Genomic DNA, 23,056 nt, shown 5'->3' on the forward strand with positions numbered 1-23,056 from the left:
TCAGATCGTTCATAACCTCTGTTCAGGAACTGACACGTGGACAGAGGAAACGCCATGAAGAACATAATGATGTCTTTGGCCGTCGCGGCGGCAACCGCAGCGGCGGCCATGGGCGCCGGGACGGCGGCTGCGAGTGCCACGACGGTCCCGCCCATGCCGCAGGGATACCCCGTCAGGGATCTGTATACGCAATGCACGCCAGAACTGGCTCAGGCTGACGGTTACCCTAACTGGCATTACGGGGAAACCGCGCGACGCTACTTGAGCGACGGAGTCGTCGAATTCAAGAACACCACGAGCCAGCCCGTGAAGTACTCGGCGAAGGTGGAGAGTGGCACCAACCACGTCATTTCCGCCAATTCGAAGGCCGAGCTGCCGTCGGGGTGGAGCACCACCGCTCGCTCCGATATCGGCCTGACGACCGACAACGGCTGGGTTCAGGGAGAGACCTTCGGCCCGATTACGCTTGCGCCCGGGGAGTCATTCCGGGTGGAGTTCGGTGTCCTGGAAAAGGACTTCATCGCCATGATGGTGTCCTGCGAGGACGGGGTCTATCGGAATACTGCCGGAGCGAACGTTATCCGGGGCACGGGCCCGGCAGAGCGCTACGCATTCGCCAACATTATCCGCGCTGACGGAAGCGTCGACCCGCAAGCCCTCAACATTCCCGCCCGCGCTCAGGGAGCAAATAGCAAGCCCGTCGACCTGCCCTACAATGCAATAACGGGTCCCAGCCTGGAGAAGATCGCGGACGAGAAACAAGATCGTATCGTCCAGCCTGTCACCACACCGCTCCGCGACCCGGATTGGCCCGAGTTCAGCTCCGTGTGCGACACCGCCTACCCGCGGTGGTACCCGCACGAGATCCACGCAATTGCCCCGACGTACCGCAAACCCGGGTACTCCCAGGACTTCCTGAACTGGTCGGAAGGGGAGCAGACCTACACGCCTGTTGTGGACAATGTCGTGGGTGCGCAGTACAACATCGAAATGAACTACCGGGGCAACGGCGGCCTCCTCCCCGAAGGGTGGTTGGAATCCGTCGGCGCGGTTTACCGCGCGTACATGCCGGTCGGCACCGCTCTCACCCCCATCCAGCTCCAGCCGGGGGAGCGGGTGCGAGTCGAATACGGAACCACCATGATGCGCGTGCAGTTCTCGGAATACTCCTGCGGCGCGTCGGGGGCAAACCGGAAATACGACCGAGTTGTCGAAAAACCGGTCGGAAGCGCTCCTGCCGGTTTCTGGGCAGAGGCGACAATCACGTCAGCCGACGGCACCACCAGAACCGTCGACGTCACACCCCACGAGTTGGCGCAGCTACCCGTTCCAACCCAAACCAACTACTAACGGATCCACCACAAGGAGAACCTCACATGAAGATCGCCACCCGGGCAGCGATTGCTGCCACGACCCTCGCCGTTGCCGCTGGCCTCACCGCCGCCCCCGCCACCGCGCTACCCGTCCGTGACATGGGTACCGCTAACCCGACCACGATTGGAGCCGTGTGCTCGAATCCCGGTGACACCGGACAGACGATCCAGATTGACCGCACCTACTTTGACTCCTCGGCCGGCACCTGGACCGTTTCTAATTACAACTCGACTCCGATCCCGTTGACCCGCTCCATCACGGAGAAGAAGACTTCTGAGTGGAAGGTTTCCGCCGGTGTCGACTTCCCGATTCTCGACCTGATCAAGATCTCCTTCTCCACCAGCTACTCCAAGTCCTCGTCCTACGAAGTGGGCGAAGTTGTCGGGCCGTACGACGTGGCCCCCGGCACCACTGCCGTAATGCGCGCGGGTTGGGTCGTTTCCGACTTCTTCGGAGAGAAAACCGTCTGCGGCACCGACCGCACCTGGCACGGCACCGGCCAGACATTCACGGCGACCTTGCCTGCCGAGCGCCACGTGGAGATCAGCACCCGACAGAACATCAGGTTCGACTAATGCGCAAAGTACTCTCATCGTGCCTCATCGCCGTCGCAGCCGCCTCTGCGCTGTTGCAGCCTGTGGCCCACGCTGAAACCAACGGGCCGGCGGAGTACATCCTCCCGCAGCGATGGAACGACGACTACAAACCCGGCAGCCGGTGCAGCACGCCGGGTCAGGGTGGGATTTACGTCACCGCGGAGCGGCGGTGGTTCGACCAGACGGACGCCGCCAGCGTCGCGAACCGGAACGATTTCGCGGTGCCAGTCACGCATACGGTCACACTGGCGAGGACCACGACTCTGCGAATCTCCGCAACGATCCAGCCCAAGGGGGAGATAGAACGCTACCTAGCCACCGCATACGGACTGAATTACGTCCGCGTTCAGCACTGGTCCGTGGGTGAGACCGTTGGGCCCTATGAACTGGGTGCAGGACGCCAGGGCAAGCTCGTGTGGGGATTCATGATGCTGGACACGGATGCGCAAAATGTCCGCTGCTCCGCAGACCAGCAATGGGTAGCTGAGGGCAAGCCATACTCGGCAACGGTGCCAGAGTCGCGGTACTCGGAACTGCGCGAGGACACAGCACCTGTGTTCGGGTGAGCCTGCGGGGTGAAGGTGCTTGAAAGCCGCTAATACTCGGCGTTGAGCACCTTCACCACGAGGTTCAACCTCGAGGTGGCCCCGAACTGTTCCATGATGTTGGAGACGTACTTCTTGATCGTGGATTCGGAGTACGCGAGGTCGTGAGCGATCTCAGAGTTCGACATTCCCCGGCACAACAGCACCAAGACTTTCTTCTCCGACTTGGTCAGCGTCTGGAGTTTGAGTGCCTCGTCGATTGGGTCCACATGCGAGCTTTGGTGGTCATCTCTCAGGTGCGTAGCCAAGCGAGTCATCGCCTGCGGCGAGACGACCATCCCGCCGTCGACGGCGGCGCGGACGGCGTCGATAAGCATCTTCGGCTTCTCGCTTTTAAGCACGTACCCTGCCCCGCCGTTGCGAATAATGCGGACCATTGTGCGATCTGAGTCAAATGCCGTGACCGCAATGAAGATCGGGTGGGTATCGAGCTGGTTGATGTGTTCGAGCAGCGTTGGCCCGTCCATCGTCGGCATATGAATGTCGGCCAGCACGACATCGACGTCGTGCTGCTCTAACTGAGCAAGGGCTTCCTCGCCGTTGGCCGCCTGGGCGACCACGTGAATGTCGTCTGTGGTGCCGAAGTAGTGGCGGAATGAGCTGAGGACTAGCGGATTGTCATCAACGAGAAGAACGTTAATGCGTTGGCTCATGCGTAGCGGGAGGCGTTAGGGCACCACGGGCGCATGGGGTAGTAGGTGCACGAAAGAATGTCGCTCATGGCGGAGTAATAACCGATGTTCGGCGTTGAATCATCGGAGGCTACCGTCTGCGCGTGAGCGGACGGCATGGAGCTGAAAGCGCTCAGGGTCAAAACGGCGGCAGTGAGGCCGGTGGCGAGGCGATTCTTCACGGCGTTTCCTTCCAAACGATGTACACGACGAATAGTATCTTCGTCCGCCAGAGCGGTCTATGCGTAACCGGGGTCCGAATTGGGTACCAAAGTACCCACCCGTTCGGGTCTAACGCCGGAGTTCGCTCAAAGGAATGGAAAATTCGACGACCCACTGCCCGTTTCTCCGCCCTGCGGTCATGGATCCCCGGTGTTTGGACACCAAGTGGCGGGTTTGGCTGAGACCCAGGCCCGAAGACATATGGGTAGGGGAGGGGCTGGCTCGTACCGAGTTGGCCATGGTGCAACTGATGCCGCTTCCTGTTTGCTCAACAGTGAGATGTATTACGGATCCAGGTTCGCCGTACTTGATCGCATTTGTGGCCAGCTCGGCGAATACTTGTTCAAACCCGGGTGGGAACGACCATGCGCATTCTCTCGCGGTCTCATCCCCGTGGACAGCAAAACCGTGGCTGCGAAGCAACCGGGAAGTCACACTGAACTGGTCTTTAATCGTGCGGTTGATCGACGGAGAATCTTCTAACTCCTCGTCCTGCATGAAGTGGAGGAGATGCCTCACCTCTTGCATCGCCTGGCGGGTCTCGTCCGCGATGAGCTCAGCCGTCCTGCCAATCTCCGGGTCGTGGGTCGAGGTGAGCCCGAGCGTTTCGGCGCGCATCACGACCGACGTGAGAGTAGTCGCTACCGAATCATGGAGTGAGCGGCTCAACCTCTCACGGCGTTCCTCCATCTCCCTCCGCAGATGCTCTTGATGGGTGGCGTGCTGGAGTCGCTGGCGGCGGTAGTAAATGCCGCCCCAAAGCCCCGCGCCGACTGTCGTTGCGTAGATGAACGCCCCAGTGAAGTCATAAGGGAACCACTGCCCGGTGAACGGGCTTGTCGTGGTGATGTACGTGAACAGAAGGCCGAAGACAACCGCGGCACGAGCGTGACCGGAGAGCGCCACCAACGCAACTAAGAACGGTGCCGAGAATATGACAATGAGACTGCGAATCTCTTCCACCGCGGCCGCCCAGACGAACAGGCCCACAAGTAAGCACCCCATCGCCACGGGCCATTTCTGGGCCAGCGCGAGTACAAACACCGCCAGCAGGCTCGCCGCAAGCTTCCACCAACCCATGGGGGAAATCGCCAGCGAGAGCGCGATGACGAGTACACCAATCGCAGCCACTTTCCAATTGATGCCGGAGCGGCCAAAGGCTGCTGAATTTTCCACGCGCCTAGGGTAGCCCGCATCCGCCGTCAAGTCAGACTCGCAGGAGTGCGAACGCGTTTTGTGGCAAAGCCACCCCTCGTGCTACTCTGTTGAGCACTACCGCTCGGGTCGTCGCAAGTCTGGCGTCCCGGGCCGCAAGAGGAGTCACTCCCACCCCAGGCCGCCGATTCCGGTTGGTAAAGGGTAAAGCGTAGTGCGGGCGTCGATAAGCGTCCGCGTTATGTGGAAGAACTCCCGCGACCATCTCTCATGGCGCGGGATTTTCGCGTGGGAGAACTCGTCACCGGTGGTTCGGTAGCGATCAACCTTAACCCTCTAGAGTCTTAGGAGTTCTCATCAGCGCTGACACTCGTATCAACGAACGCATCCGCGTTCCCGAAGTTCGCCTCGTCGGTCCCTCCGGCGAGCAGGTTGGCATCGTCCGCACGGACGACGCCCGCAAGCTGGCTTACGAAGCAGACCTCGATCTCGTCGAAGTGGCTCCCACCGCGAAGCCGCCAGTGTGCAAGATCATGGACTACGGCAAGTTCAAGTACGAGCAGGATCAAAAGGCCCGCGAGGCCCGCAAAAACCAGCAGCAGACCGTGGTCAAGGAGCAGAAGTTCCGGCCCAAGATTGATGAGCACGACTACCTGACCAAGAAGGCAAACGTTGAGCGCTTCCTGGAGAAGGGCAACAAAGTCAAGGTCACCATCATGTTCCGCGGCCGCGAGCAGTCGCGTCCCGAGCTCGGCTACCGCCTCCTCGAGCGTCTCGCAGACGATATCGGGGAGCTCGGAGTGGTCGAGTCCCGTCCGAAGCAGGACGGCCGCAACATGACGATGGTTTTCGGCCCCTCCCGCAAGGCTAAGAAGTAGTTTTCGTTTTCGACTCGAAGGGCTTTCACAATGAAGCAGAAGACCCACAAGGGCACCGCCAAGCGCATCAAGGTTTCCGGCTCCGGCAAGCTGCGCCGCGAGCAGGCCGGTAAGCGCCACCTCAACGAGGGCCTCTCCTCCAAGCGCCGCCGCAAGCTCTCCGGCACCACTGACGTCGCCCCGGCGGACACCAAGCGCATCAAGCGCCTCCTCGGCAAGGCGTAAGACACCTGCCCTGATCAAGCACCATATTCTCGATTTAAGACAAGGAAGTATTGACTGATGGCACGTGTCAAGCGTTCAGTTAACGCCAAGAAGAAGCGTCGCGCGATTCTCAAGTCCGCCAAGGGCTACCGCGGCCAGCGCTCCCGCCTGTACCGCAAGGCCAAGGAGCAGTGGCTGCATTCCCAGACCTACGCTTACCGCGACCGCCGCAAGCGCAAGGGTGAGTTCCGCAAGCTGTGGATCCAGCGCATCAACGCTGCGGCCCGCATGAACGACATCACTTACAACCGCCTCATCCACGGCCTGAAGCTGGCCGAGGTCGAGGTCGACCGCAAGATCCTCGCCGAGCTCGCCGTTAACGACTTCGCAACCTTCTCCGCGATCTGCGAAGTTGCCAAGAACGCTCTTCCGGAAGACGTTAACGCTCCGGCTAACGCCGCCTAGAGCTTTTCGCTTCTCGACGCCCGCCCGGCGCCTTCCCTCCAGGAAAGCGCGCCGCGGTGGGTTTGGCGTTCTTCGGGGTTCGGTAACGTTAGCGGCATGGCTCTCGACTTCTCCCAGGCTTTCACCGAACGAACCCCGCGCATCGTTAATGCGGCGAAGCTGCACAGGGCAGCCGCCCGGAAGAAGGCGGGGCAGTTTATCGTGGAGGGGTCCAACTCCGTGGAGGCGGCTGTTGCGACGGGGGCGGCCACAGACGTGTTTGTCACGGAAAGCGCCGCGGGAGAGTTTGCCGATATTGTCACCACCGCGGGTTACATGGAGGTGTACACGCACGCCATCACCGATTCCGCCGCCCGCCACCTGTCCGACACGGTGACATCCACGGGTATTTTTGCTGTGTGCAAGCCCGCGCTGTGGTCGGTGGGCCAGGCGTTGCGCGGAGGCCCGCAGCTGGTTGCCGTGTGTGTCGAGACAAACGACCCGGGCAACGCCGGCACGCTCATTCGTATTGCGGACGTGTGCGGCGCCGATGCCGTTATTTTTGCCGGTGACACCGTGGACCCGGAGTCGAGCAAGGCCGTGAGGTCGTCGGCTGGCTCACTGTTCCATTTGCCGGTGGCGCGCAGCCGCAAGATCGCGGACGTTATGGGGCAGCTTCGTGCGGCGGGGCTGAAGATTGCCGCGACGACAATGGGAGGTGAGGTTTCCCTCGACGCCGCGGGGGATATGCTCCAGCAACCCACGGCGTGGCTGTTCGGCAACGAAGCCCACGGGTTGCCGCGGGAGTTAATCGACGCGGCCGACTACCGCGTCTCCATCCCCATCCGTGGCCACGCCGAGTCGCTCAACCTTGCCACCGCCGCCGCGATGTGCATGTGGGAGTCCTCGAAGGCCTTGTCCCAGCCGGGGGTAAGCTGATGGGCGGCTTTAACCGTCGCGACTAGTGGAAGGGACAAGCGTGTCCGAAACGCCAGAAACCCCAGAACTGACCGAGGAGGCGCTCAATGCCGCGGCTGACGCCGCCATTGCCGCCTTCGAGCAGGCAGAGGATCTTGCTGCGCTGGAAGATGCGCACCGAACTCACCTGGGGGAGCAGGCGTTTATCCCGCAGGCGCGCCGCGCCCTCGGCCAGCTGCCGAAGGACCAGCGCAAGGACGCGGGCCGCCTGGTGAATATGGCGCGCGGTCGCGTTGAGAAGTTCTACGCCCAGGTGCGCGAGGTCCGCGAGGCCGAATACCGGGAGCAGCGGCTCAAGGATGAGACCGTCGACGTCACCATCCCGACCACCCGCCACCAGGGCGGGGCTATGCACCCCATTACCGCCCTGTCGGAGCACATCGCCGATATCTTCCTCGGCATGGGCTGGGAGGTCGCCGAGGGCCCCGAGGTGGAGGCGGAGTACTTCAACTTTGACGCCCTCAATTTCATCCCAGACCACCCCGCGCGGACGCTGCAGGACACGTTCTACGTCGGTAAAGAGGGCTCACGCCAAGTGTTGCGCACGCACACGTCCCCGGTCCAGGTCCGCACCATGCTCGAGCGTGACGTTCCGGTTTACATTGCCTGCCCGGGCCGCGTCTTCCGCACCGATGAGCTCGACGCCACCCACACCCCCGTGTTTCACCAAGTCGAAGGACTAGCGGTGGACAAGGGCCTGACCATGGCGCACTTGCGCGGCACCCTGGACCACCTCGCCAAAGTGCTGTTCGGTCCGGAGACCGAGACGAGAATGAGAACTAACTATTTCCCGTTCACCGAACCCTCCGCCGAGGTGGACGTGTGGTTCCCCAACAAGAAGGGCGGCGCGGGCTGGATCGAGTGGGGAGGCTGCGGCATGGTCAACCCGAACGTGCTCCGTGCCGTAGGCATCGACCCAGAAGAATACTCGGGTTTCGCGTTCGGCATGGGTCTCGAGCGCACCCTGCAGTTCCGCAACGGCCTGTCTGACATGCGGGACATGGTAGAGGGCGACGTCCGTTTCACCCTGCCGTTCGGTGTGCAGGCGTAGAAGGCAACTGAGAAAGATAACGAGGAGCATATAATGCTGATTTCCCAGAACTGGATTACGGACCTTCTGCGTAACGCCGGCAATGATAACTGGTCGGTGTCGCCCGAGGAGCTCGACGCCGGGTTCGTGCGCGTCGGTTTCGAGACCGAGGGCTACGGCCGCATCGAAGAGACCACCGGCCCGCTCGTAATCGGCCGCGTGCTTGAAATCGAGGAGCTCGAAGGGTTCAAGAAGCCGATCCGTTACTGCCACGTCGATGTGGCTGACGCGAACGGTACCGGCGAGCCTCAAGGCATCGTCTGCGGCGCGCGCAATTTCTCCCAGGGCGACCTCGTTGTCGTCTCTCTACCGGGTGCTGTGCTGCCCGGAGGGTTCGCCATCGCGGCGCGTGAGACCTACGGCAAGATCTCGAACGGCATGATGGCATCTGCCGCCGAGCTGGGCCTGACGCAGAAGAGCGACGGCATTATCACCCTTCCGGAAGGTACCGCTCAACCCGGTGAGGACGCGAGGGAGGTGCTGCAGCTCGACGACACCGTCTTCGAGGTCAACATCACCCCGGACCGCGGTTACGCATTGTCCGCGCGCGGCCTCTCTCGCGAGGTCGCGTCCGCCTTCGACCTGTCTTACCGCGATGTCGCGCAGGAGCCCTCCATCGCGGGCATCGACGTCGCCAGCGTTCCCGCGCCGACGGGTGACCTAATCCAGATCGCGCTCGAGGAGTCCACGAAGGCCCAACGGTTCGGACTGCGCAAGGTCGAGGGAATCGACCCGGCGGCCCAGGCACCGTTCTGGATGCAGCGGGAGCTAATGCTTTCCGGCATCCGCTCCGTTAACGCGCCGACCGACGTGACCAACTACGTCATGATTCTGCTCGGGCAGCCGATGCACGCCTTCGACGCCGACAAGGTCGCGGGGAATCTCCGCGTGCACAACGCCGCGGGCGGTGAGACGTTCGAGACGCTCGACCACTCGACCCGTACGCTCACCCCGAACGACGTCGTCATCTCCGACGACAACGGGATCCAGTCGCTCGCCGGAATCATGGGCGGGACCACCTCCGAAATCTCGGAGGAGACCGTCAATGTCTACTTTGAGGCCGCGACGTGGGATGCGCTCACCGTCGCCCGTTCCGCGCGACACCACAAGCTGAGCTCTGAAGCTTCTCGACGCTTCGAGCGCGGCGTCGACCCCGCTCTCGTTGAGGTCGCCCTCGACGTGGCATGCGCCCTTCTCGCCGACGTCGCCGGTGGCGCCATCGTGGACAAACGGACGCTTATCGGTGAGGTGGCCGCGCGACCCGCCATCGAGATGGCGGTCTCCCGTCCGGGTGAGCTCATCGGTGTTGAGTACTCGCGCGAGACGGTCGTGCGCCGCCTCGAGGAGATCGGTTGCCGTGTCGACGGCGGGGGAGAGACCGTGACGGTGCTGCCGCCGACGTGGCGCACCGACCTGAACGTGCCGGTTGAACTGGTGGAGGAGATTGTTCGCCTCGAAGGCCTCGACGACATCCCGCTGGTGCTGCCCGCCCCGCGCGGCGGACGCGGCCTCTCGCCGGTGCAGCGCCGCCGCCGTGCCGCGACGCACGCCCTGGCGTACTCGGGCTACGTCGAGGTGATTCCGACGCCGTTCATTGCGAACGACACCTTCGATGTGTGGGGTCTCGATGCCGACGACGCGCGCCGCAGGACGGTCAAGGTCCAGAACCCGCTGGACAAGGATTACGGCATTCTGGGCACGACTGTTCTGCCGTCGATGTTGGAGGCCGTCGGGCGCAACGTCGCCCGCGGCCGTAACGACTTGGCGCTGTATTCGGTCGCGCAGGTCAGCTTCGCGCGGGCGGACGTCTCGCCGATGCCGAGTGTTGAGACGCGCCCGGACGAGTCAGCGGTCCGCGAGCTCGTCGACTCCCTGCCGCAGCAGCACCTCCACGCCGCGACCGTCGCATCGGGCAACTGGGAGCTCGAAGGCCCGTGGGGCAAGGGGCGCGCTTACTCTTGGGCTGACGCGATCGAGTCGGCGCGGGTGGTTGCGCAAGCTGCAGGCGTGAAGCTTGTTGTCGAGGCCGCGTCTGAGCGGCCATGGCATCCGGGCCGTTGCGCCGCGCTGAGAGTCGGCGGCGAGACGGTCGGCTACGCCGGCGAGCTGCACCCAGAAGTCCTTGACACGCTCGAGCTGCCCCCGCGCACCTGCGCCATGGAGATCGACCTGACGGCTCTTCAGTTCGACGAGAAAATCCCTGCCCCTGTGCTGTCGTCGTTCCCGGCGTTGAACCAGGACATCGCGCTCGTCGTCGACGAGGGCGTCGCCGCCGAATCGGTGCGTCTGGCCGTCGAGGAGGGGGCGGGCGGGCTCGTCGAAAGTGTGAAGCTTTTCGACGTCTACCGCTCCGCGCAGTTGGGCGAGGGCAAAAAGTCTCTCGCTTTCGGGCTTGTGTTCCGCGCCGGCGACCGCACGCTGACCGAGGACGAGGCATCCGCCGCGCGACTCAATGCGGCTAAGGTGGCGGAACAGAAGTTCGGCGCCTCCATGCGTGCATAAATTGCGCGGAGGTGCATATTCGGTTACGCTTCCGGTATGACACTCACAGTAGCAGTGGCAGGTGCCACAGGATACGCCGGAGGAGAAATCCTCCGTCTGCTCCTGAACCACCCCGCCTACCACTCCGGCGAGCTCGAGATCGGCGCGTTGACCGGCAACAGCAACTCGGGGCAGAAAGTCGCGGCGCTCATGCCAAACCTGCCCCCTCTGGCCGACCGCACGATCCAGAAGACTGCCCCTGAGACCCTCGCAGACCACGATGTCGTGTTTCTTGGCCTGCCGCACGGTTACTCTGCCGAGATAGCGAACAAACTGCCCGCGGAAACCCTGGTCCTCGACTGTGCCGCTGACTTCCGCCTCACGGACGAGGCCGATTGGGTGAAGTACTACGGAAACGACCACGCTGGAAGCTGGCCGTACGGCATTCCCGAGGTGCCCGGTCGGCGCGAGCTCATCGCCTCATCGCGTCGCGTGGCCGTTCCCGGGTGTTTTCCCACGGGCGCGACACTCGCCGCGCTTCCCGCTGTCGCCGGCGGCCTCGTCGAGCCCGACCTGAGCATCGTCTCCATTACGGGCGTGTCGGGAGCCGGAAAGAAGGCTGCCGTATCGCTGCTCGGCTCCGAGACCATGGGGTCGCTCAAGGCGTATAACACCGCGGGCCGGCACCGCCACACCCCGGAGATCGCGCAGAACCTCCGCGCGGTCACCGGGGGCGAAGTTCGCGTAAGCTTCACCCCCGTTCTCGCGCCGCTGCCGCGCGGCATTCTCACCACCGTCACCGCCCCTGTGGGGGCCGGAGTGACGACGGAATCCGCGCATGACGCGTTTTCCGAGTTTTATGCGGAAGAGCAGTTCGTCTGGGTGCTGCCGCACGGCAGCCAGCCGCAGACCCAGAACGTCGTGGGTACCAACATGTGCCACATCCAGGTCGAGGTCGACGAAGCTGCTGGCAAGCTCCTCATCACCTCTGCTATCGACAACCTGACCAAGGGCACCGCCGGCGCAGCCGTGCAGTGCATGAATATCGCGCTGGGGTGGGACGAGGCCGCTGGCCTGCCCACCGCCGCCGTCGCGCCGTAGGAGAGCTGGACAGATATGACGCACACAGGAGTAACCGCCCCCGCAGGCTTCGGCGCCGCGGCCACCACCGCGGGTATCAAGGCCTCCGGCAAGCCGGACATGGCGCTGGTGCTCAATGAGGGCCCCGAATTCAACGCCGCAGCTGTGTTTACGCGCAACCGCGTGGTCGCATCCCCGGTCAAGGTCACACGTGAGGCGGTCGGCGACGGCACTCTGAAGGCGGTGGTTCTCAATTCCGGTAACGCCAACGCATGCAACGGCGCACAGGGCGACCGCGACGCCCGCGAGGAGGCGCAGCTTGTCGCGGGCGCTCTTGACATAGACGAGGGTGACGTCGCAGTGTGTTCCACCGGGTTAATCGGCGACGTTCTACCGATGGCCACGATCCGCGAGGGCATCGCCCAGCTCGCCAGCGGCCTCGCGTCAAACGCAGGCGACAACGGGCCGGCCGCCGCTGAGGCGATCATGACCACCGACACCGTCGCTAAGCAGGCTGTCGCACATCGCGACGGCTGGAGCGTCGGGGCGATGGGCAAGGGAGTCGGCATGATGGCGCCGTCGCTCGCGACAATGCTGGTGTGCGTGACCACGGACGCGTCGGCAAGCTCGCAGGCTCTCGACGTTGCCCTGCGCAGGGCAACGAAGGCCACCTTTGACACGCTCGATATTGACGGCTCCACATCAACGAACGACACCGTCGTCGTCATGGCGTCCGGCGCGAGCGGTGTCCGCCCGTCCCAGGAGGATCTCGACGCAGCGATTCTTGAGGTGTGCGCGGACCTGGCCGAACAGATGCAGGCCGACGCCGAGGGCGTGACCAAGCGCGTCACCATCACGGTCGAAGGCACGACCAACGACGAGCAAGCGCTCAACGCCGCCCGTACCCTTGGCCGGGACAACCTGTTCAAGTGCGCCATGTTTGGTTCGGACCCGAACTGGGGCCGCACGCTCGCCGCAGTAGGCATGGCCGAATCGGACATGGACCCCGAGAAGATCTCCGTGTATTTCAACTCGCACCCGGTGTGCGTGAACTCCACCGGTGCGCCCGGTGCGCGCGAAGTCGATCTCTCCGGCCCAGACATCGACGTACGCGTGAACCTCGGCACCGGTGGACCCGGCAGGGCCACCGTCCGCACGACGGACTTGTCGCACGCCTATGTAGAAATCAACTCGGCTTACAGCACGTAAAGGAGCATCTGTGTCACCCACCCGCAGCTTAAGCAGTGAGGACCGTGCGCACGTCCTCGCTGAAGCCCTGCCATGGCTCCAGCACTTCCGCGACAAAATCGTCGTGGTCAAGTACGGCGGAAACGCGATGATCGATGAGTCGCTCAAAATGGCGTTCGCCTCCGACATGGTCTTCTTGCGCACCGTCGGTGCCAAACCGGTCGTGGTGCATGGCGGCGGCCCGCAGATCTCCGCAATGCTCACCCGCCTCGGTCTCGACGAGGGCGAGTTCGTCGGTGGTTTCCGCGTGACCACGCCTGAGATTCTCGACGTTGTGCGCATGGTCCTCTTCGGCCAGGTCGGCCGCGATCTGGTGGGCAAGATCAACTCCCACGGCCCGTACGCGGTGGGCACGTCCGGTGAGGACGCCGGCCTGTTCACCGCCGAGAAGCGTTACGTCGATCTCGGCGGCGAGAAGCTTGACATCGGGCTCGTGGGAACGATCGTTGACGTCGACCCCTCCGCCGTCATGGACATCATCGAGGCCGGGCGCATCCCCGTCGTCTCCGGCATCGCCCCCGGTGACGACGGCAACATGTACAACATCAACGCCGACGAAGCAGCCGGGGCCCTCGCTGCAGCGATCGGCGCCGAGAGGCTCGTCGTGCTCACGAACGTCGAGGGCCTCTACACTGACTGGCCGAACAAGGACTCACTGGTGTCCAAGCTCGAACTGTCCGACCTGGAGAAGATGATGCCCGAGCTGGATTCCGGGATGATCCCGAAGATGGAGGCCTGCGTGACCGCCGTGCGCGGGGGAGTCAAAGCCGCGCACGTCATCGACGGCCGCATCGCGCACTCCGTCCTGCTCGAGCTTTTGACCATGGGAGGTATCGGAACGATGGTGCTGCCCGACAACTACGACGCGGCAACCTACCCGGCCGGAACGGTCTTCAGAAAGGACGAGCAGTGAACGCGCGCGACAACTGGTCCTCGGTGCTCATGAACAACTATGGCGCCCCTGCCGTGGAACTCGTCTCCGGACGAGGGGCGAAAGTAACCGACGCGCAGGGCCGCGAGCACATTGACATGCTCGCCGGCATCGCCGTCAACGCGCTCGGCCACGCCCACCCAGCCATCGTCGAGGCCGTTACCCGCCAGGTTTCGACGCTCGGCCATGTCTCCAACCTCTTCGCGTCCGAGCCCTCCGTTCGGCTCGCGGGCGAGCTCGCGAAAACACTTGACGACGCCAGCGCCCGGGTGTTCTTCTGCAACTCAGGCGGCGAGGCGAACGAAGCCGCCTTCAAGCTCGCTCGCTTGACAGGGCGCCGCAGAGTTCTCGCCGCGCACCACGGTTTCCACGGCCGCACCATGGGCTCGCTGGCGCTGACTGGCCAGCCGGCGAAACGGGCACCTTTCGAGCCGCTGCCCTCAGGGGTGGAGTTTTACCCCTACGGTGACGTCGACTACATGCGCTCGCTGGTGGAGATGGATCCCGGCTCCGTCGCCGCGATCATTCTCGAGCCGGTGCAGGGGGAGACGGGTGTCATCCCCGCGCCAGAGGGATTCCTGAAGTCAGTGCGCGACTTGTGCGATACCCACGGAATTCTCATGGTTGTCGACGAGGTGCAGACAGGTGTCGGCCGAACTGGAGCTTTTTTCGCCTTCGAGCACGCGGGCATCAAACCGGATGTTGTCACGATGGCCAAGGGCCTCGGGGGCGGCCTGCCGATCGGTGCCGTTATCGCCCGGGGCCCGGCGGCGGGTCTCTTTACGCCTGGATCGCACGGCACCACGTTCGGCGGGAATCCCGTCGTGTGCGCGGCGGCACTCGCGGTGCTCAGCGTTGTCGACAACGAGTTCATCAACGACGTAGCCCGCAAAGGGAAGCTGCTGCGTGAGCTGCTCGAGCAGGTCAGCGGCGTTGAATCGGTCCGCGGTTTAGGACTCATGCTCGGGGTCGTGCTCGAGCGCGACGTCGCCAAGGAGGTTGTCGCAGCGGGGTTGGACTACGGCGTAATTCTCAATGCGCCGTCGTCACGCGTCGTGCGCCTGACACCGCCGTTGGTTATTACCGACGAAGAAATCTGCGAAGCCGTCAGCCGCATCGCGGCTGCAATCCGCACCACCGAAGGAGGAACACAACTATGACCCGACATTTCCTCGCCGACGACGACCTCACGCCTGCGGAACAGGCCGAGGTGCTAGCGCTCGCGGCGGAGTTGAAGCAGGCGCCGCTCTCGCGCCGTCCGCTGGAGGGCCCGCTTTCTGTCGCGGTGCTGTTCGACAAGACGTCGACACGCACGCGATTCTCTTTCGACGCGGGCATCGCGGAGCTCGGCGGGCACGCGATCGTGACCGAAACCGGTAGCTCACAGATGGGTAAGGGAGAGACCTACCAGGACACCGGCGCCGTGCTCTCGCGTTACGTGGAGGCGATCGTATGGCGCACCTACGCTCACCAGAACCTTCTCGATATGGCCGAAACCACGACCGTGCCGCTTGTCAATGCTCTGTCCGACGATCTGCACCCCTGCCAGATCCTCGCGGACCTGCAGACGTGTGTGGAAAACCTCTGCCCGGAGGCAGGGCCGGCTGGGTTGCGAGGCAGGAAGGCCGTTTACCTCGGTGACGGCGACAACAACATGGCCAACTCGTACATGATCGGCTTCGCCACCGCCGGGATGGACATCACCGTCATCGGCCCCGAGGGCTTCCTCCCTCGCCCTGAATTCGTCGACCGCGCCCTGGCGCGCGGGGCAGAGACCGGAGCGACTGTCACTGTGACCTCGGACATCTCCGCTGCCACCGGCGCCGATGTTGTTATCACAGACACCTGGGTATCGATGGGAATGGAAAACGACGGCAAGGACCGTCGCACCCCGTTCCTTCCGTACCAGGTCACGGAGTCGGTCATGGATGCCGCCGCCGAGGGCGCCACCTTCCTGCACTGCCTACCGGCCTACCGTGGCAACGAGGTCGTCGCCGAGGTGATCGACGGCCCCGCGTCACGCGTCTTCGACGAGGCGGAGAACCGCCTGCACGCCCAGAAGGCGCTGCTTGTCTGGCTTTTGGAGAACCAATGATGGCGGTGCCCGTATCCCGCACAGCCCGGCAGGCGAGGATCATGGAGATTCTGAGCACCGCGCGAATCTTTTCGCAGGTACAGCTCTCCGAGCTGCTGAACGACGAGGGCATCGACATCACCCAGGCGACCTTGTCGCGTGACCTCGACGAGCTGGGGGCCAAGAAGATCCGGCCCGCCGATGGCGGGCGTTCCTTCTACACCGTCAGCTCGGATGTGAACTCCTTCGAGCACACGGTGACCGGTGCCCGCGAGAAGCTTCGCCGCATGATTGAGGAACTCGTGGTCTCCGTCGACCACTCGGGGCCGATGGCGGTGCTTCGCACCCCACCGGGTGCGGCGCAATACCTGGCGAGTTACATCGACCGAGTGGGTCTCGAGCAGGTCGCCGGGTGCATCGCCGGCGACGACACGATCTTCGTCCTCGCCCGTGATCCGTCGACGGGCAAGGACCTTGCTGAAAAGCTCTTCATCCCTGGCGGGTCTATCTGAGTATCGCGCCGCCCCTTTCCGGGCGGCGGGTAACCTACGTAAACAAACCACATTAAAGGAGAATTACCCATGACTAACCGCGTTGTGCTTGCCTACTCAGGCGGCCTTGATACCTCTGTCGCAATCCCGTACCTCGGTGAAATGATCGGTGGCGAGGTCATCGCCGTGGCTCTCGACCTCGGCCAAGGCGGAGAGGACATGGAGTCCGTCCGCCAGCGCGCCCTCGACTGCGGCGCCGCTGAGTCCATCGTCATTGACGCGAAGGACGAGTTCGCCGAGGACTACTGCCTGCCCACCATTAAAGCCAACGGCCTGTACATGAACGAGTACCCGCTCGTCTCGGCGATCTCCCGTCCCCTGATTGTCAAGCACCTCGTCGCGGCGGCGCAGAGCCACGGCGGCACCCACGTCGCCCACGGTTGCACCGGCAAGGGCAACGACCAGGTGCGATTCGAGGTCGGGTTCCTGAACCAGGACCCGAACCTGGAGATCGTGGCGCCAGCGCGAGACTACGCGTGGACCCGCGACAAGGCCATCGAGTACGCCGAGGGCAAGGACCTCCCCATCGAGCAGTCCGCGTCGTCGCCGTTCTCGATCGACCAGAACGTCTGGGGTCGCGCGGTGGAAACCGGTTTCCTCGAGGACTTGTGGAACCCGCCGACCAAGGACCTCTACGCCTACACCGAGGACCCGGCCATCGGCAACGCCCCCGATGAGGTCATCATCTCCTTCGAATCCGGCAAGCCGGTTGCCATCGACGGCCGGCAGGTCACCGTGCTGGAGGCCATTGAGGAGCTCAACCGCCGTGCCGGCGCGCAGGGCATCGGCCGTCTGGACATGGTGGAGGACCGCCTCGTGGGTATCAAGTCCCGCGAGGTCTACGAAGCCCCGGGTGCGGTCGCGCTCATCACCGCCCACAAGGCGCTGGAGGATGTCACCGTCGAGCGCGAACTCGCGCGCTACAAGCGGCTTATCGACGCCCGCTGGTCCGAGGAAGTCTACGACGGGCTCTGGTTCGGCCCACTCAAGCGCTCCCTTGACGCGTTCATCGAGTCGACCCAGGAGCACGTCACCGGGGATATTCGCATGGTGCTGCACGCGGGCACCGCGACGGTCAACGGTCGCCGCTCCAACCACTCGCTGTATGACTTCAACCTGGCTACCTACGACACGGGTGACACTTTTGACCAGACCCTGGCCAAAGGTTTTGTACGTCTGCACGGCCTGTCCTCCCAGATCGCCAACAAGCGCGACCGCGAAGCTGGGAAGTAGGCCCGCCGACACATGGAGCAACACAAGACCAACGAGGGTGCGCTCTGGGGAGGCCGCTTCTCAGGCGGCCCCGCGGAGGCGATGTTCGCCCTGTCCGTGTCCACCCATTTCGACTGGGTCCTCGCCCCATACGACGTCCTTGCGTCCAAGGCACACGCAAAGGTACTGAACCGTGCGGGCCTGCTGAGCGACGGGGACTTAGAGACCATGCTCACCGGGCTTGACCAGCTCGGCCGCGATGTGGCCAACGGGTCTTTCGGGCCGCTTCCGACGGACGAGGACGTCCATGGCGCCATGGAGCGGGGCCTGATCGAGCGCGTCGGCCCCGAGGTGGGCGGGCGCCTGCGCGCCGGTCGCTCCCGCAACGACCAGGTGGCTGCAATGTTCCGCATGTGGTGCCGCGACGCTGTGCGGGGCATCGCCCTCGATGTCGCAGGCCTGATCGACGCGCTCGTTGCCCAGGCTGCCGCGCACCCGGACACGATCATGCCCGGCAAGACCCACTTCCAGGCCGCCCAGCCGATCCTGCTCGCGCATTCGTTGCTGGCGCACGCCCAGCCGTTGTTGCGCGACCTCGAGCGCATCCGCGACCTGGATAAGCGTCTCGCCATCTCGCCGTATGGGTCCGGGGCGCTTGCGGGTTCCTCGCTCGCCCTGGACCCCGAGGCTATTGCGAAAGAACTGGGTTTCGCCGACGCGAGCGACAACTCGCTGGACGGGACGTCGTCACGCGACTTTGCAGCGGAGACCGCGTTTGTGCTCGCCCAGATTGCCGTTGACCTCTCGCGGTTGTCGGAGGAGATCATCGCCTGGTCGACACCGGAGTTCGGCTACGTCACGCTTGACGACGCTTGGTCAACGGGATCCTCCATCATGCCGCAGAAGAAGAATCCCGACGTTCCCGAGCTCACCCGTGGCAAGACCGGTCGTCTCATCGGCAACCTCGCGGGCCTCATGGCGACTCTCAAGGCGATGCCGCTCGCTTACAACCGCGACCTGCAGGAGGACAAGGAACCAGTCATCGATTCCGTGACTCAGCTGCGGCTCCTCTTGCCGGCCATGACCGGGCTCGTGTCCACCCTGGTGTTCCACGAGGACCGAATGCGCGAGCTCGCGCCAGCCGGGTACACCTTGGCCACCGACCTCGCCGAGTGGATGGTGCGCCAGGGCGTGCCGTTCCGCGAGGCCCATGAGGCCTCCGGCGCCTGCGTCCGGATCGCGGAGGCTAGGGGAGTGGGCCTGGACGAACTCACCGATGACGAGCTACGGGGTGTCGATGCGCGGTTGACGCCCGCGGTCCGGGATGTGTTGACCATCGACGGCGCAGTGGCATCGCGAAGCACCCGCGGCGGAACTGCGCGGCCGCGGGTCGAGGAGCAGCGCCAGCGTGTGGAAGAGGCGGTTCGCGGCCACCGCGTGTGGGCCACTACGCCTGTGCGCGGCGGCGCTCAGTAGGATGTCAGCCATGAGTCTCGATCCCAAGCTTCTCGAGGTCCTTGCCTGCCCGAAGGACAAGGGGCCACTCGCCTATAAGCAATCCGAGCAGCTGCTCGTCAACGAGCGGCTCGGGATCGCCTATCGCATCGACGACGGGATTCCCGTCTTGCTTATCGACGAAGCCCAGGCGTATCCGGCCAAGGGCAACTAAACCGCTCAGCGCACGCGCAGAAAGACCCCTAAGACTCCATGGCAATCAACACCGACATTATTTCCGAACTCGAGTGGCGCGGACTGATTAACCAGTCCACAGATCTAGACAACCTTCGCGAGGAAACCCGCAAGCCGATCACCCTGTACTGCGGTTTCGACCCGACTGGGCCCTCGCTGCACGCCGGCCACCTCGTGCCGCTGCTGATGTTGCGCCGGTTCCAGATGGCGGGCCACCGCCCCATCGTCCTGGCCGGCGGAGCGACCGGCAAGATCGGCGACCCGCGCGATGTCGGCGAGCGCTCGATGAACTCCGACGACACCGTCGCCGACTGGGCGCAACGAATTTCGGGTCAGCTTTCCCGCTTCGTCGATTTCGAGGGATCGAACGCCGCGCTGCTGGTCAACAACAACGACTGGACCGCAGACATGAGCGTGATTGCGTTCCTGCGCGACGTCGGCAAACACTTCTCCTTGTCCACCATGCTCAGCCGAGACACCGTGAAGCGCCGCCTAGAGAACGACGGCATCTCGTACACGGAGTTTTCCTACATGCTCTTGCAGGCGAACGACTACGTTCAACTGCGGCGAACCCATAACTGCGTTCTTCAAGTAGGCGGCGGTGATCAGTGGGGCAACCTCGTCGCGGGAGTCGACCTCAACCGGCGCATGGACGGTGCGCACGTCCATGCCCTGACCGTGCCGCTGGTAACGGACTCGGAGGGAAAGAAATTCGGCAAATCGACCGGCGGCGGCTCGTTGTGGCTTGATCCCGAAATGACCTCGCCCTACACCTGGTACCAGTACTTCGTAAACACCGCTGACGCCGACGTCATTCGCTACCTGCGGTGGTTCACATTCTTGGACCAGGAGGAACTGGCTCGATTGGAATGTGAAGTCTCGGAACGCCCGTTCAAGCGGGAGGCGCAAATCCGGCTCGCCCAGGAAATGACCGACCTCGTTCACGGGCCGGAGGCGACACGCAACGCGGAACTCGCGGCGCAGGCACTGTTCGGGCGCGCCGAGTTGCGCGACCTTGACGAACCCACCCTTGCGGCGGCCGTGGCCGAGACACGGCTGTACGAAACCTCGTCCGGCAGCGGCGAGAACATTGTTGACCTGCTCGTCGGCGCAGGGCTCGCGGATTCTAGGGGTGCCGCACGGCGATCCCTCAAGGAGGGTGGTGTCTACGCGAACAACAACCGCATCGAATCGGAGGAATGGGCTCCTGGCGATGATGACTTCCTGCACGGAAGGTGGCTGGTGCTGCGGCGGGGCAAGAAGAACTTCGCCGGAGTGAAACGCGTTTAAACCAGTTTGTGTGAAAGGCCCGCTATTGCGGGCCTTTTCTGTTCCGCCTTTGGGGCTTTGTGCTGGGGATTTGTGTTGTTGGGGTGGGGTGGCTAATGTTTGTCCTCGCTGCCGGTTGAGGTTGCCGTGAGGTTAACTTCTGGTGGTGGTGAGTTTCATGGCTGTTTGACTTTGTGTTGGGTGGTTGTGTAGATTCATTTTTCCCGGTTGTGGTTTGGCTGGGGTGTGTTGTGTGAGAACTCGATAGTGTGCCAATGTATTTTTTATTTTTTGTTTGTGGTTTGTTGGTTGTGCATTGTGGTGTGTCTGCTTATGCCTGGTTTTGTTTTGGGTGTGGGTGGGTGTGTGCCGGTGGTGGTGTCGTGAACCTTTGATGGCGGCATTGCTTCGTGGTTTTGCCATGGTGTGCGGTTTTCGGATCGCGTTTTTTGCTGGCTCTTGGTTTTTCCTCGTCGGATTGTGAGGGCTGGTGGCTAGTTTTTGCTAGTGAAATTTTAGGATTTTGTGCCAGTGCTGCTGGCCCTGCGGTTGTTGTTGTGGGGTTGGTGGTGTGGTTTTTGTTGTGGTTGGGTTTGGGCTTTTCACGCCTGGATGTTTCTGCTGAAATGTTTTTGTGGAGAGTTTGATCCTGGCTCAGGATGAACGCTGGCGGCGTGCTTAACACATGCAAGTCGAACGGAAAGGCCCTGCTTGCGGGGTACTCGAGTGGCGAACGGGTGAGTAACACGTGGGTGATCTGCCCTGTACTTCGGGATAAGCTTGGGAAACTGGGTCTAATACCGGATAGGAATCACATGTGGGTGTGTGGTTGGAAAGCTTTTGCGGTATGGGATGAGCTCGCGGCCTATCAGCTTGTTGGTGGGGTAATGGCCTACCAAGGCGTCGACGGGTAGCCGGCCTGAGAGGGTGTACGGCCACATTGGGACTGAGATACGGCCCAGACTCCTACGGGAGGCAGCAGTGGGGAATATTGCACAATGGGCGCAAGCCTGATGCAGCGACGCCGCGTGGGGGATGACGGCCTTCGGGTTGTAAACTCCTTTCGCCAGGGACGAAGCGTAAGTGACGGTACCTGGATAAGAAGCACCGGCTAACTACGTGCCAGCAGCCGCGGTAATACGTAGGGTGCGAGCGTTGTCCGGAATTACTGGGCGTAAAGAGCTCGTAGGTGGTTTGTCGCGTCGTTTGTGTAAGTCCACGGCTTAACTGTGGGACTGCAGGCGATACGGGCATAACTTGAGTGCTGTAGGGGAGACTGGAATTCCTGGTGTAGCGGTGAAATGCGCAGATATCAGGAGGAACACCGATGGCGAAGGCAGGTCTCTGGGCAGTAACTGACGCTGAGGAGCGAAAGCATGGGTAGCGAACAGGATTAGATACCCTGGTAGTCCATGCCGTAAACGGTGGGCGCTAGGTGTGAGTCCCTTCCACGGGGTTCGTGCCGTAGCTAACGCATTAAGCGCCCCGCCTGGGGAGTACGGCCGCAAGGCTAAAACTCAAAGGAATTGACGGGGGCCCGCACAAGCGGCGGAGCATGTGGATTAATTCGATGCAACGCGAAGAACCTTACCTGGGCTTGACATACACCAGATCGCCGTAGAGATACGGTTTCCCTTGTGGTTGGTGTACAGGTGGTGCATGGTTGTCGTCAGCTCGTGTCGTGAGATGTTGGGTTAAGTCCCGCAACGAGCGCAACCCTTGTCTTATGTTGCCAGCACGTGATGGTGGGGACTCATGAGAGACTGCCGGGGTTAACTCGGAGGAAGGTGGGGATGACGTCAAATCATCATGCCCCTTATGTCCAGGGCTTCACACATGCTACAATGGTCGGTACAACGCGTTTGCGACACTGTGAGGTGGGGCTAATCGCTGAAAGCCGGTCGTAGTTCGGATTGGGGTCTGCAACTCGACCCCATGAAGTCGGAGTCGCTAGTAATCGCAGATCAGCAACGCTGCGGTGAATACGTTCCCGGGCCTTGTACACACCGCCCGTCACGTCATGAAAGTTGGTAACACCCGAAGCCAGTGGCCCAAACTTGTTAGGGAGCTGTCGAAGGTGGGATCGGCGATTGGGACGAAGTCGTAACAAGGTAGCCGTACCGGAAGGTGCGGCTGGATCACCTCCTTTCTAAGGAGCTTTTGTTTTTGTGAGTCACATTGTGTGCTGCTGACAGTTGTTGGTGGTGTGTGGTGTCGTGGGTGGTTGAGTCGCCGTGTGTGTGACTGCCGCCGATATATTTGAAATCCGGGTGGATGCATGCCGGCATGATCGTTGGAAATGGT

At 62.9% G+C, this 23,056-nt stretch carries 22 protein-coding genes and 1 rRNA gene; 20 read left to right on the forward strand and 3 right to left on the reverse strand.

Annotated elements, in window-relative coordinates:
- The first annotated feature begins 54 nt into the window (after nt 1-54).
- The 3 genes from G7Y29_RS04995 to G7Y29_RS05005 are packed head-to-tail and all read left to right on the forward strand — an operon-like array spanning nt 55 to nt 2,536.
- A complete protein-coding gene (locus tag G7Y29_RS04995) occupies nt 55-1,350 on the forward strand; it encodes a hypothetical protein (protein ID WP_249399816.1) in 1,296 nt (431 codons plus the stop codon).
- A 26-nt stretch (nt 1,351-1,376) separates the two neighbouring features.
- Nucleotides 1,377-1,949: a hypothetical protein gene (locus tag G7Y29_RS05000; RefSeq protein ID WP_165004760.1), complete on the forward strand. Its 573-nt coding sequence runs from the start codon at nt 1,377-1,379 to the stop codon at nt 1,947-1,949.
- Entirely contained in the window at nt 1,949-2,536 is a 588-nt protein-coding gene (locus G7Y29_RS05005; RefSeq protein ID WP_165004762.1) for a hypothetical protein, read from the forward strand. The genes G7Y29_RS05000 and G7Y29_RS05005 overlap by 1 nt, the downstream gene beginning before the upstream one ends.
- A 29-nt stretch (nt 2,537-2,565) precedes the next feature.
- Here the strand turns inward: G7Y29_RS05005 and G7Y29_RS05010 are convergent, their stop codons facing one another.
- From G7Y29_RS05010 to G7Y29_RS05020, 3 genes are all read right to left on the reverse strand, one after another.
- A complete protein-coding gene (locus G7Y29_RS05010; protein ID WP_165004764.1) occupies nt 2,566-3,228 on the reverse strand; it encodes a response regulator in 663 nt (220 codons plus the stop codon).
- Nucleotides 3,225-3,428 carry a hypothetical protein gene (locus tag G7Y29_RS05015; protein ID WP_165004766.1) on the reverse strand — a complete coding sequence of 68 codons (204 nt, stop codon included), beginning with the start codon at nt 3,426-3,428 and terminating at the stop codon, nt 3,225-3,227. The genes G7Y29_RS05010 and G7Y29_RS05015 overlap by 4 nt, the downstream gene beginning before the upstream one ends.
- 109 nt (nt 3,429-3,537) lie before the next feature.
- A complete protein-coding gene (locus G7Y29_RS05020) occupies nt 3,538-4,644 on the reverse strand; it encodes a sensor histidine kinase (RefSeq protein ID WP_249399817.1) in 1,107 nt (368 codons plus the stop codon).
- Between the two features lie 335 nt (nt 4,645-4,979).
- Here G7Y29_RS05020 and infC point away from each other — a divergent pair, with 335 nt between their 5' ends.
- The 17 genes from infC (at nt 4,980) to G7Y29_RS05105 (ending at nt 22,901) form a co-directional block, all read left to right on the forward strand.
- On the forward strand, nt 4,980-5,501 hold the full coding sequence (gene infC / locus G7Y29_RS05025) for a translation initiation factor IF-3 (RefSeq protein WP_165004801.1): 522 nt from the start codon (nt 4,980-4,982) through the stop codon (nt 5,499-5,501).
- Between the two features lie 30 nt (nt 5,502-5,531).
- A complete protein-coding gene (gene rpmI, locus G7Y29_RS05030; RefSeq protein ID WP_165004768.1) occupies nt 5,532-5,726 on the forward strand; it encodes a 50S ribosomal protein L35 in 195 nt (64 codons plus the stop codon).
- 57 nt (nt 5,727-5,783) lie between these two features.
- Nucleotides 5,784-6,170, forward strand: coding sequence for a 50S ribosomal protein L20 (gene rplT, locus G7Y29_RS05035; protein WP_165004770.1), 387 nt, complete (start codon nt 5,784-5,786; stop codon nt 6,168-6,170).
- 96 nt (nt 6,171-6,266) lie between these two features.
- On the forward strand, nt 6,267-7,088 hold the full coding sequence (locus tag G7Y29_RS05040) for a TrmH family RNA methyltransferase (RefSeq protein ID WP_165004772.1): 822 nt from the start codon (nt 6,267-6,269) through the stop codon (nt 7,086-7,088).
- A 40-nt stretch (nt 7,089-7,128) separates the two neighbouring features.
- A complete protein-coding gene (gene pheS, locus G7Y29_RS05045) occupies nt 7,129-8,178 on the forward strand; it encodes a phenylalanine--tRNA ligase subunit alpha (RefSeq protein WP_165004774.1) in 1,050 nt (349 codons plus the stop codon).
- Nucleotides 8,179-8,211: 33 nt separating this feature from the next.
- Complete coding sequence (gene pheT / locus G7Y29_RS05050; protein WP_165004776.1) at nt 8,212-10,719, forward strand: phenylalanine--tRNA ligase subunit beta; 2,508 nt, start codon at nt 8,212-8,214, stop codon at nt 10,717-10,719.
- A gap of 36 nt (nt 10,720-10,755) precedes the next feature.
- A complete protein-coding gene (gene argC, locus G7Y29_RS05055) occupies nt 10,756-11,799 on the forward strand; it encodes an N-acetyl-gamma-glutamyl-phosphate reductase (RefSeq protein ID WP_165004778.1) in 1,044 nt (347 codons plus the stop codon).
- 15 nt (nt 11,800-11,814) lie between these two features.
- The gene (gene argJ / locus G7Y29_RS05060; protein ID WP_165004780.1) at nt 11,815-12,987 is read left to right on the forward strand and encodes a bifunctional glutamate N-acetyltransferase/amino-acid acetyltransferase ArgJ; all 1,173 of its coding nucleotides are present in this window, start codon (nt 11,815-11,817) and stop codon (nt 12,985-12,987) included.
- A 10-nt stretch (nt 12,988-12,997) separates the two neighbouring features.
- Complete coding sequence (gene argB, locus G7Y29_RS05065) at nt 12,998-13,939, forward strand: acetylglutamate kinase (protein WP_165004782.1); 942 nt, start codon at nt 12,998-13,000, stop codon at nt 13,937-13,939.
- The gene (locus G7Y29_RS05070; protein WP_165004784.1) at nt 13,936-15,117 is read left to right on the forward strand and encodes an acetylornithine transaminase; all 1,182 of its coding nucleotides are present in this window, start codon (nt 13,936-13,938) and stop codon (nt 15,115-15,117) included. Before argB ends, G7Y29_RS05070 begins: the two co-directional genes overlap by 4 nt.
- Entirely contained in the window at nt 15,114-16,052 is a 939-nt protein-coding gene (argF, locus tag G7Y29_RS05075; protein ID WP_165004785.1) for an ornithine carbamoyltransferase, read from the forward strand. Before G7Y29_RS05070 ends, argF begins: the two co-directional genes overlap by 4 nt.
- Complete coding sequence (locus tag G7Y29_RS05080; protein ID WP_165004787.1) at nt 16,052-16,543, forward strand: arginine repressor; 492 nt, start codon at nt 16,052-16,054, stop codon at nt 16,541-16,543. The genes argF and G7Y29_RS05080 overlap by 1 nt, the downstream gene beginning before the upstream one ends.
- A 69-nt stretch (nt 16,544-16,612) precedes the next feature.
- Entirely contained in the window at nt 16,613-17,815 is a 1,203-nt protein-coding gene (locus G7Y29_RS05085; protein WP_165004789.1) for an argininosuccinate synthase, read from the forward strand.
- A gap of 12 nt (nt 17,816-17,827) precedes the next feature.
- A complete protein-coding gene (argH, locus tag G7Y29_RS05090; protein ID WP_165004791.1) occupies nt 17,828-19,270 on the forward strand; it encodes an argininosuccinate lyase in 1,443 nt (480 codons plus the stop codon).
- 10 nt (nt 19,271-19,280) lie between these two features.
- On the forward strand, nt 19,281-19,463 hold the full coding sequence (locus G7Y29_RS05095; RefSeq protein ID WP_165004793.1) for a Trm112 family protein: 183 nt from the start codon (nt 19,281-19,283) through the stop codon (nt 19,461-19,463).
- Nucleotides 19,464-19,507: 44 nt separating this feature from the next.
- Complete coding sequence (gene tyrS, locus G7Y29_RS05100; RefSeq protein ID WP_165004803.1) at nt 19,508-20,773, forward strand: tyrosine--tRNA ligase; 1,266 nt, start codon at nt 19,508-19,510, stop codon at nt 20,771-20,773.
- 610 nt (nt 20,774-21,383) lie between these two features.
- A 16S ribosomal RNA gene (locus G7Y29_RS05105) occupies nt 21,384-22,901 on the forward strand.
- Nucleotides 22,902-23,056: the final 155 nt, after the last annotated feature.

Source organism: Corynebacterium qintianiae, from assembly GCF_011038645.2.
GTDB classification, from domain to species: domain Bacteria; phylum Actinomycetota; class Actinomycetes; order Mycobacteriales; family Mycobacteriaceae; genus Corynebacterium; species Corynebacterium qintianiae.

Bases quoted from the DNA above. Each gene is read 5' to 3' on its own strand.
- G7Y29_RS04995 (WP_249399816.1), top strand. From the start codon at position 55: ATGAAGAACATAATGATGTCTTTGGCCGTCGCGGCGGCAACCGCAGCG.
- G7Y29_RS05000 (WP_165004760.1), top strand. From the start codon at position 1,377: ATGAAGATCGCCACCCGGGCAGCGATTGCTGCCACGACCCTCGCCGTT.
- G7Y29_RS05005 (WP_165004762.1), top strand. From the start codon at position 1,949: ATGCGCAAAGTACTCTCATCGTGCCTCATCGCCGTCGCAGCCGCCTCT.
- G7Y29_RS05010 (WP_165004764.1), bottom strand. From the start codon at position 3,228: ATGAGCCAACGCATTAACGTTCTTCTCGTTGATGACAATCCGCTAGTC.
- rpmI (WP_165004768.1), top strand. From the start codon at position 5,532: ATGAAGCAGAAGACCCACAAGGGCACCGCCAAGCGCATCAAGGTTTCC.
- rplT (WP_165004770.1), top strand. From the start codon at position 5,784: ATGGCACGTGTCAAGCGTTCAGTTAACGCCAAGAAGAAGCGTCGCGCG.
- G7Y29_RS05040 (WP_165004772.1), top strand. From the start codon at position 6,267: ATGGCTCTCGACTTCTCCCAGGCTTTCACCGAACGAACCCCGCGCATC.
- pheT (WP_165004776.1), top strand. From the start codon at position 8,212: ATGCTGATTTCCCAGAACTGGATTACGGACCTTCTGCGTAACGCCGGC.
- argC (WP_165004778.1), top strand. From the start codon at position 10,756: ATGACACTCACAGTAGCAGTGGCAGGTGCCACAGGATACGCCGGAGGA.
- argJ (WP_165004780.1), top strand. From the start codon at position 11,815: ATGACGCACACAGGAGTAACCGCCCCCGCAGGCTTCGGCGCCGCGGCC.
- argF (WP_165004785.1), top strand. From the start codon at position 15,114: ATGACCCGACATTTCCTCGCCGACGACGACCTCACGCCTGCGGAACAG.
- G7Y29_RS05080 (WP_165004787.1), top strand. From the start codon at position 16,052: ATGGCGGTGCCCGTATCCCGCACAGCCCGGCAGGCGAGGATCATGGAG.
- G7Y29_RS05085 (WP_165004789.1), top strand. From the start codon at position 16,613: ATGACTAACCGCGTTGTGCTTGCCTACTCAGGCGGCCTTGATACCTCT.
- argH (WP_165004791.1), top strand. From the start codon at position 17,828: ATGGAGCAACACAAGACCAACGAGGGTGCGCTCTGGGGAGGCCGCTTC.
- G7Y29_RS05095 (WP_165004793.1), top strand. From the start codon at position 19,281: ATGAGTCTCGATCCCAAGCTTCTCGAGGTCCTTGCCTGCCCGAAGGAC.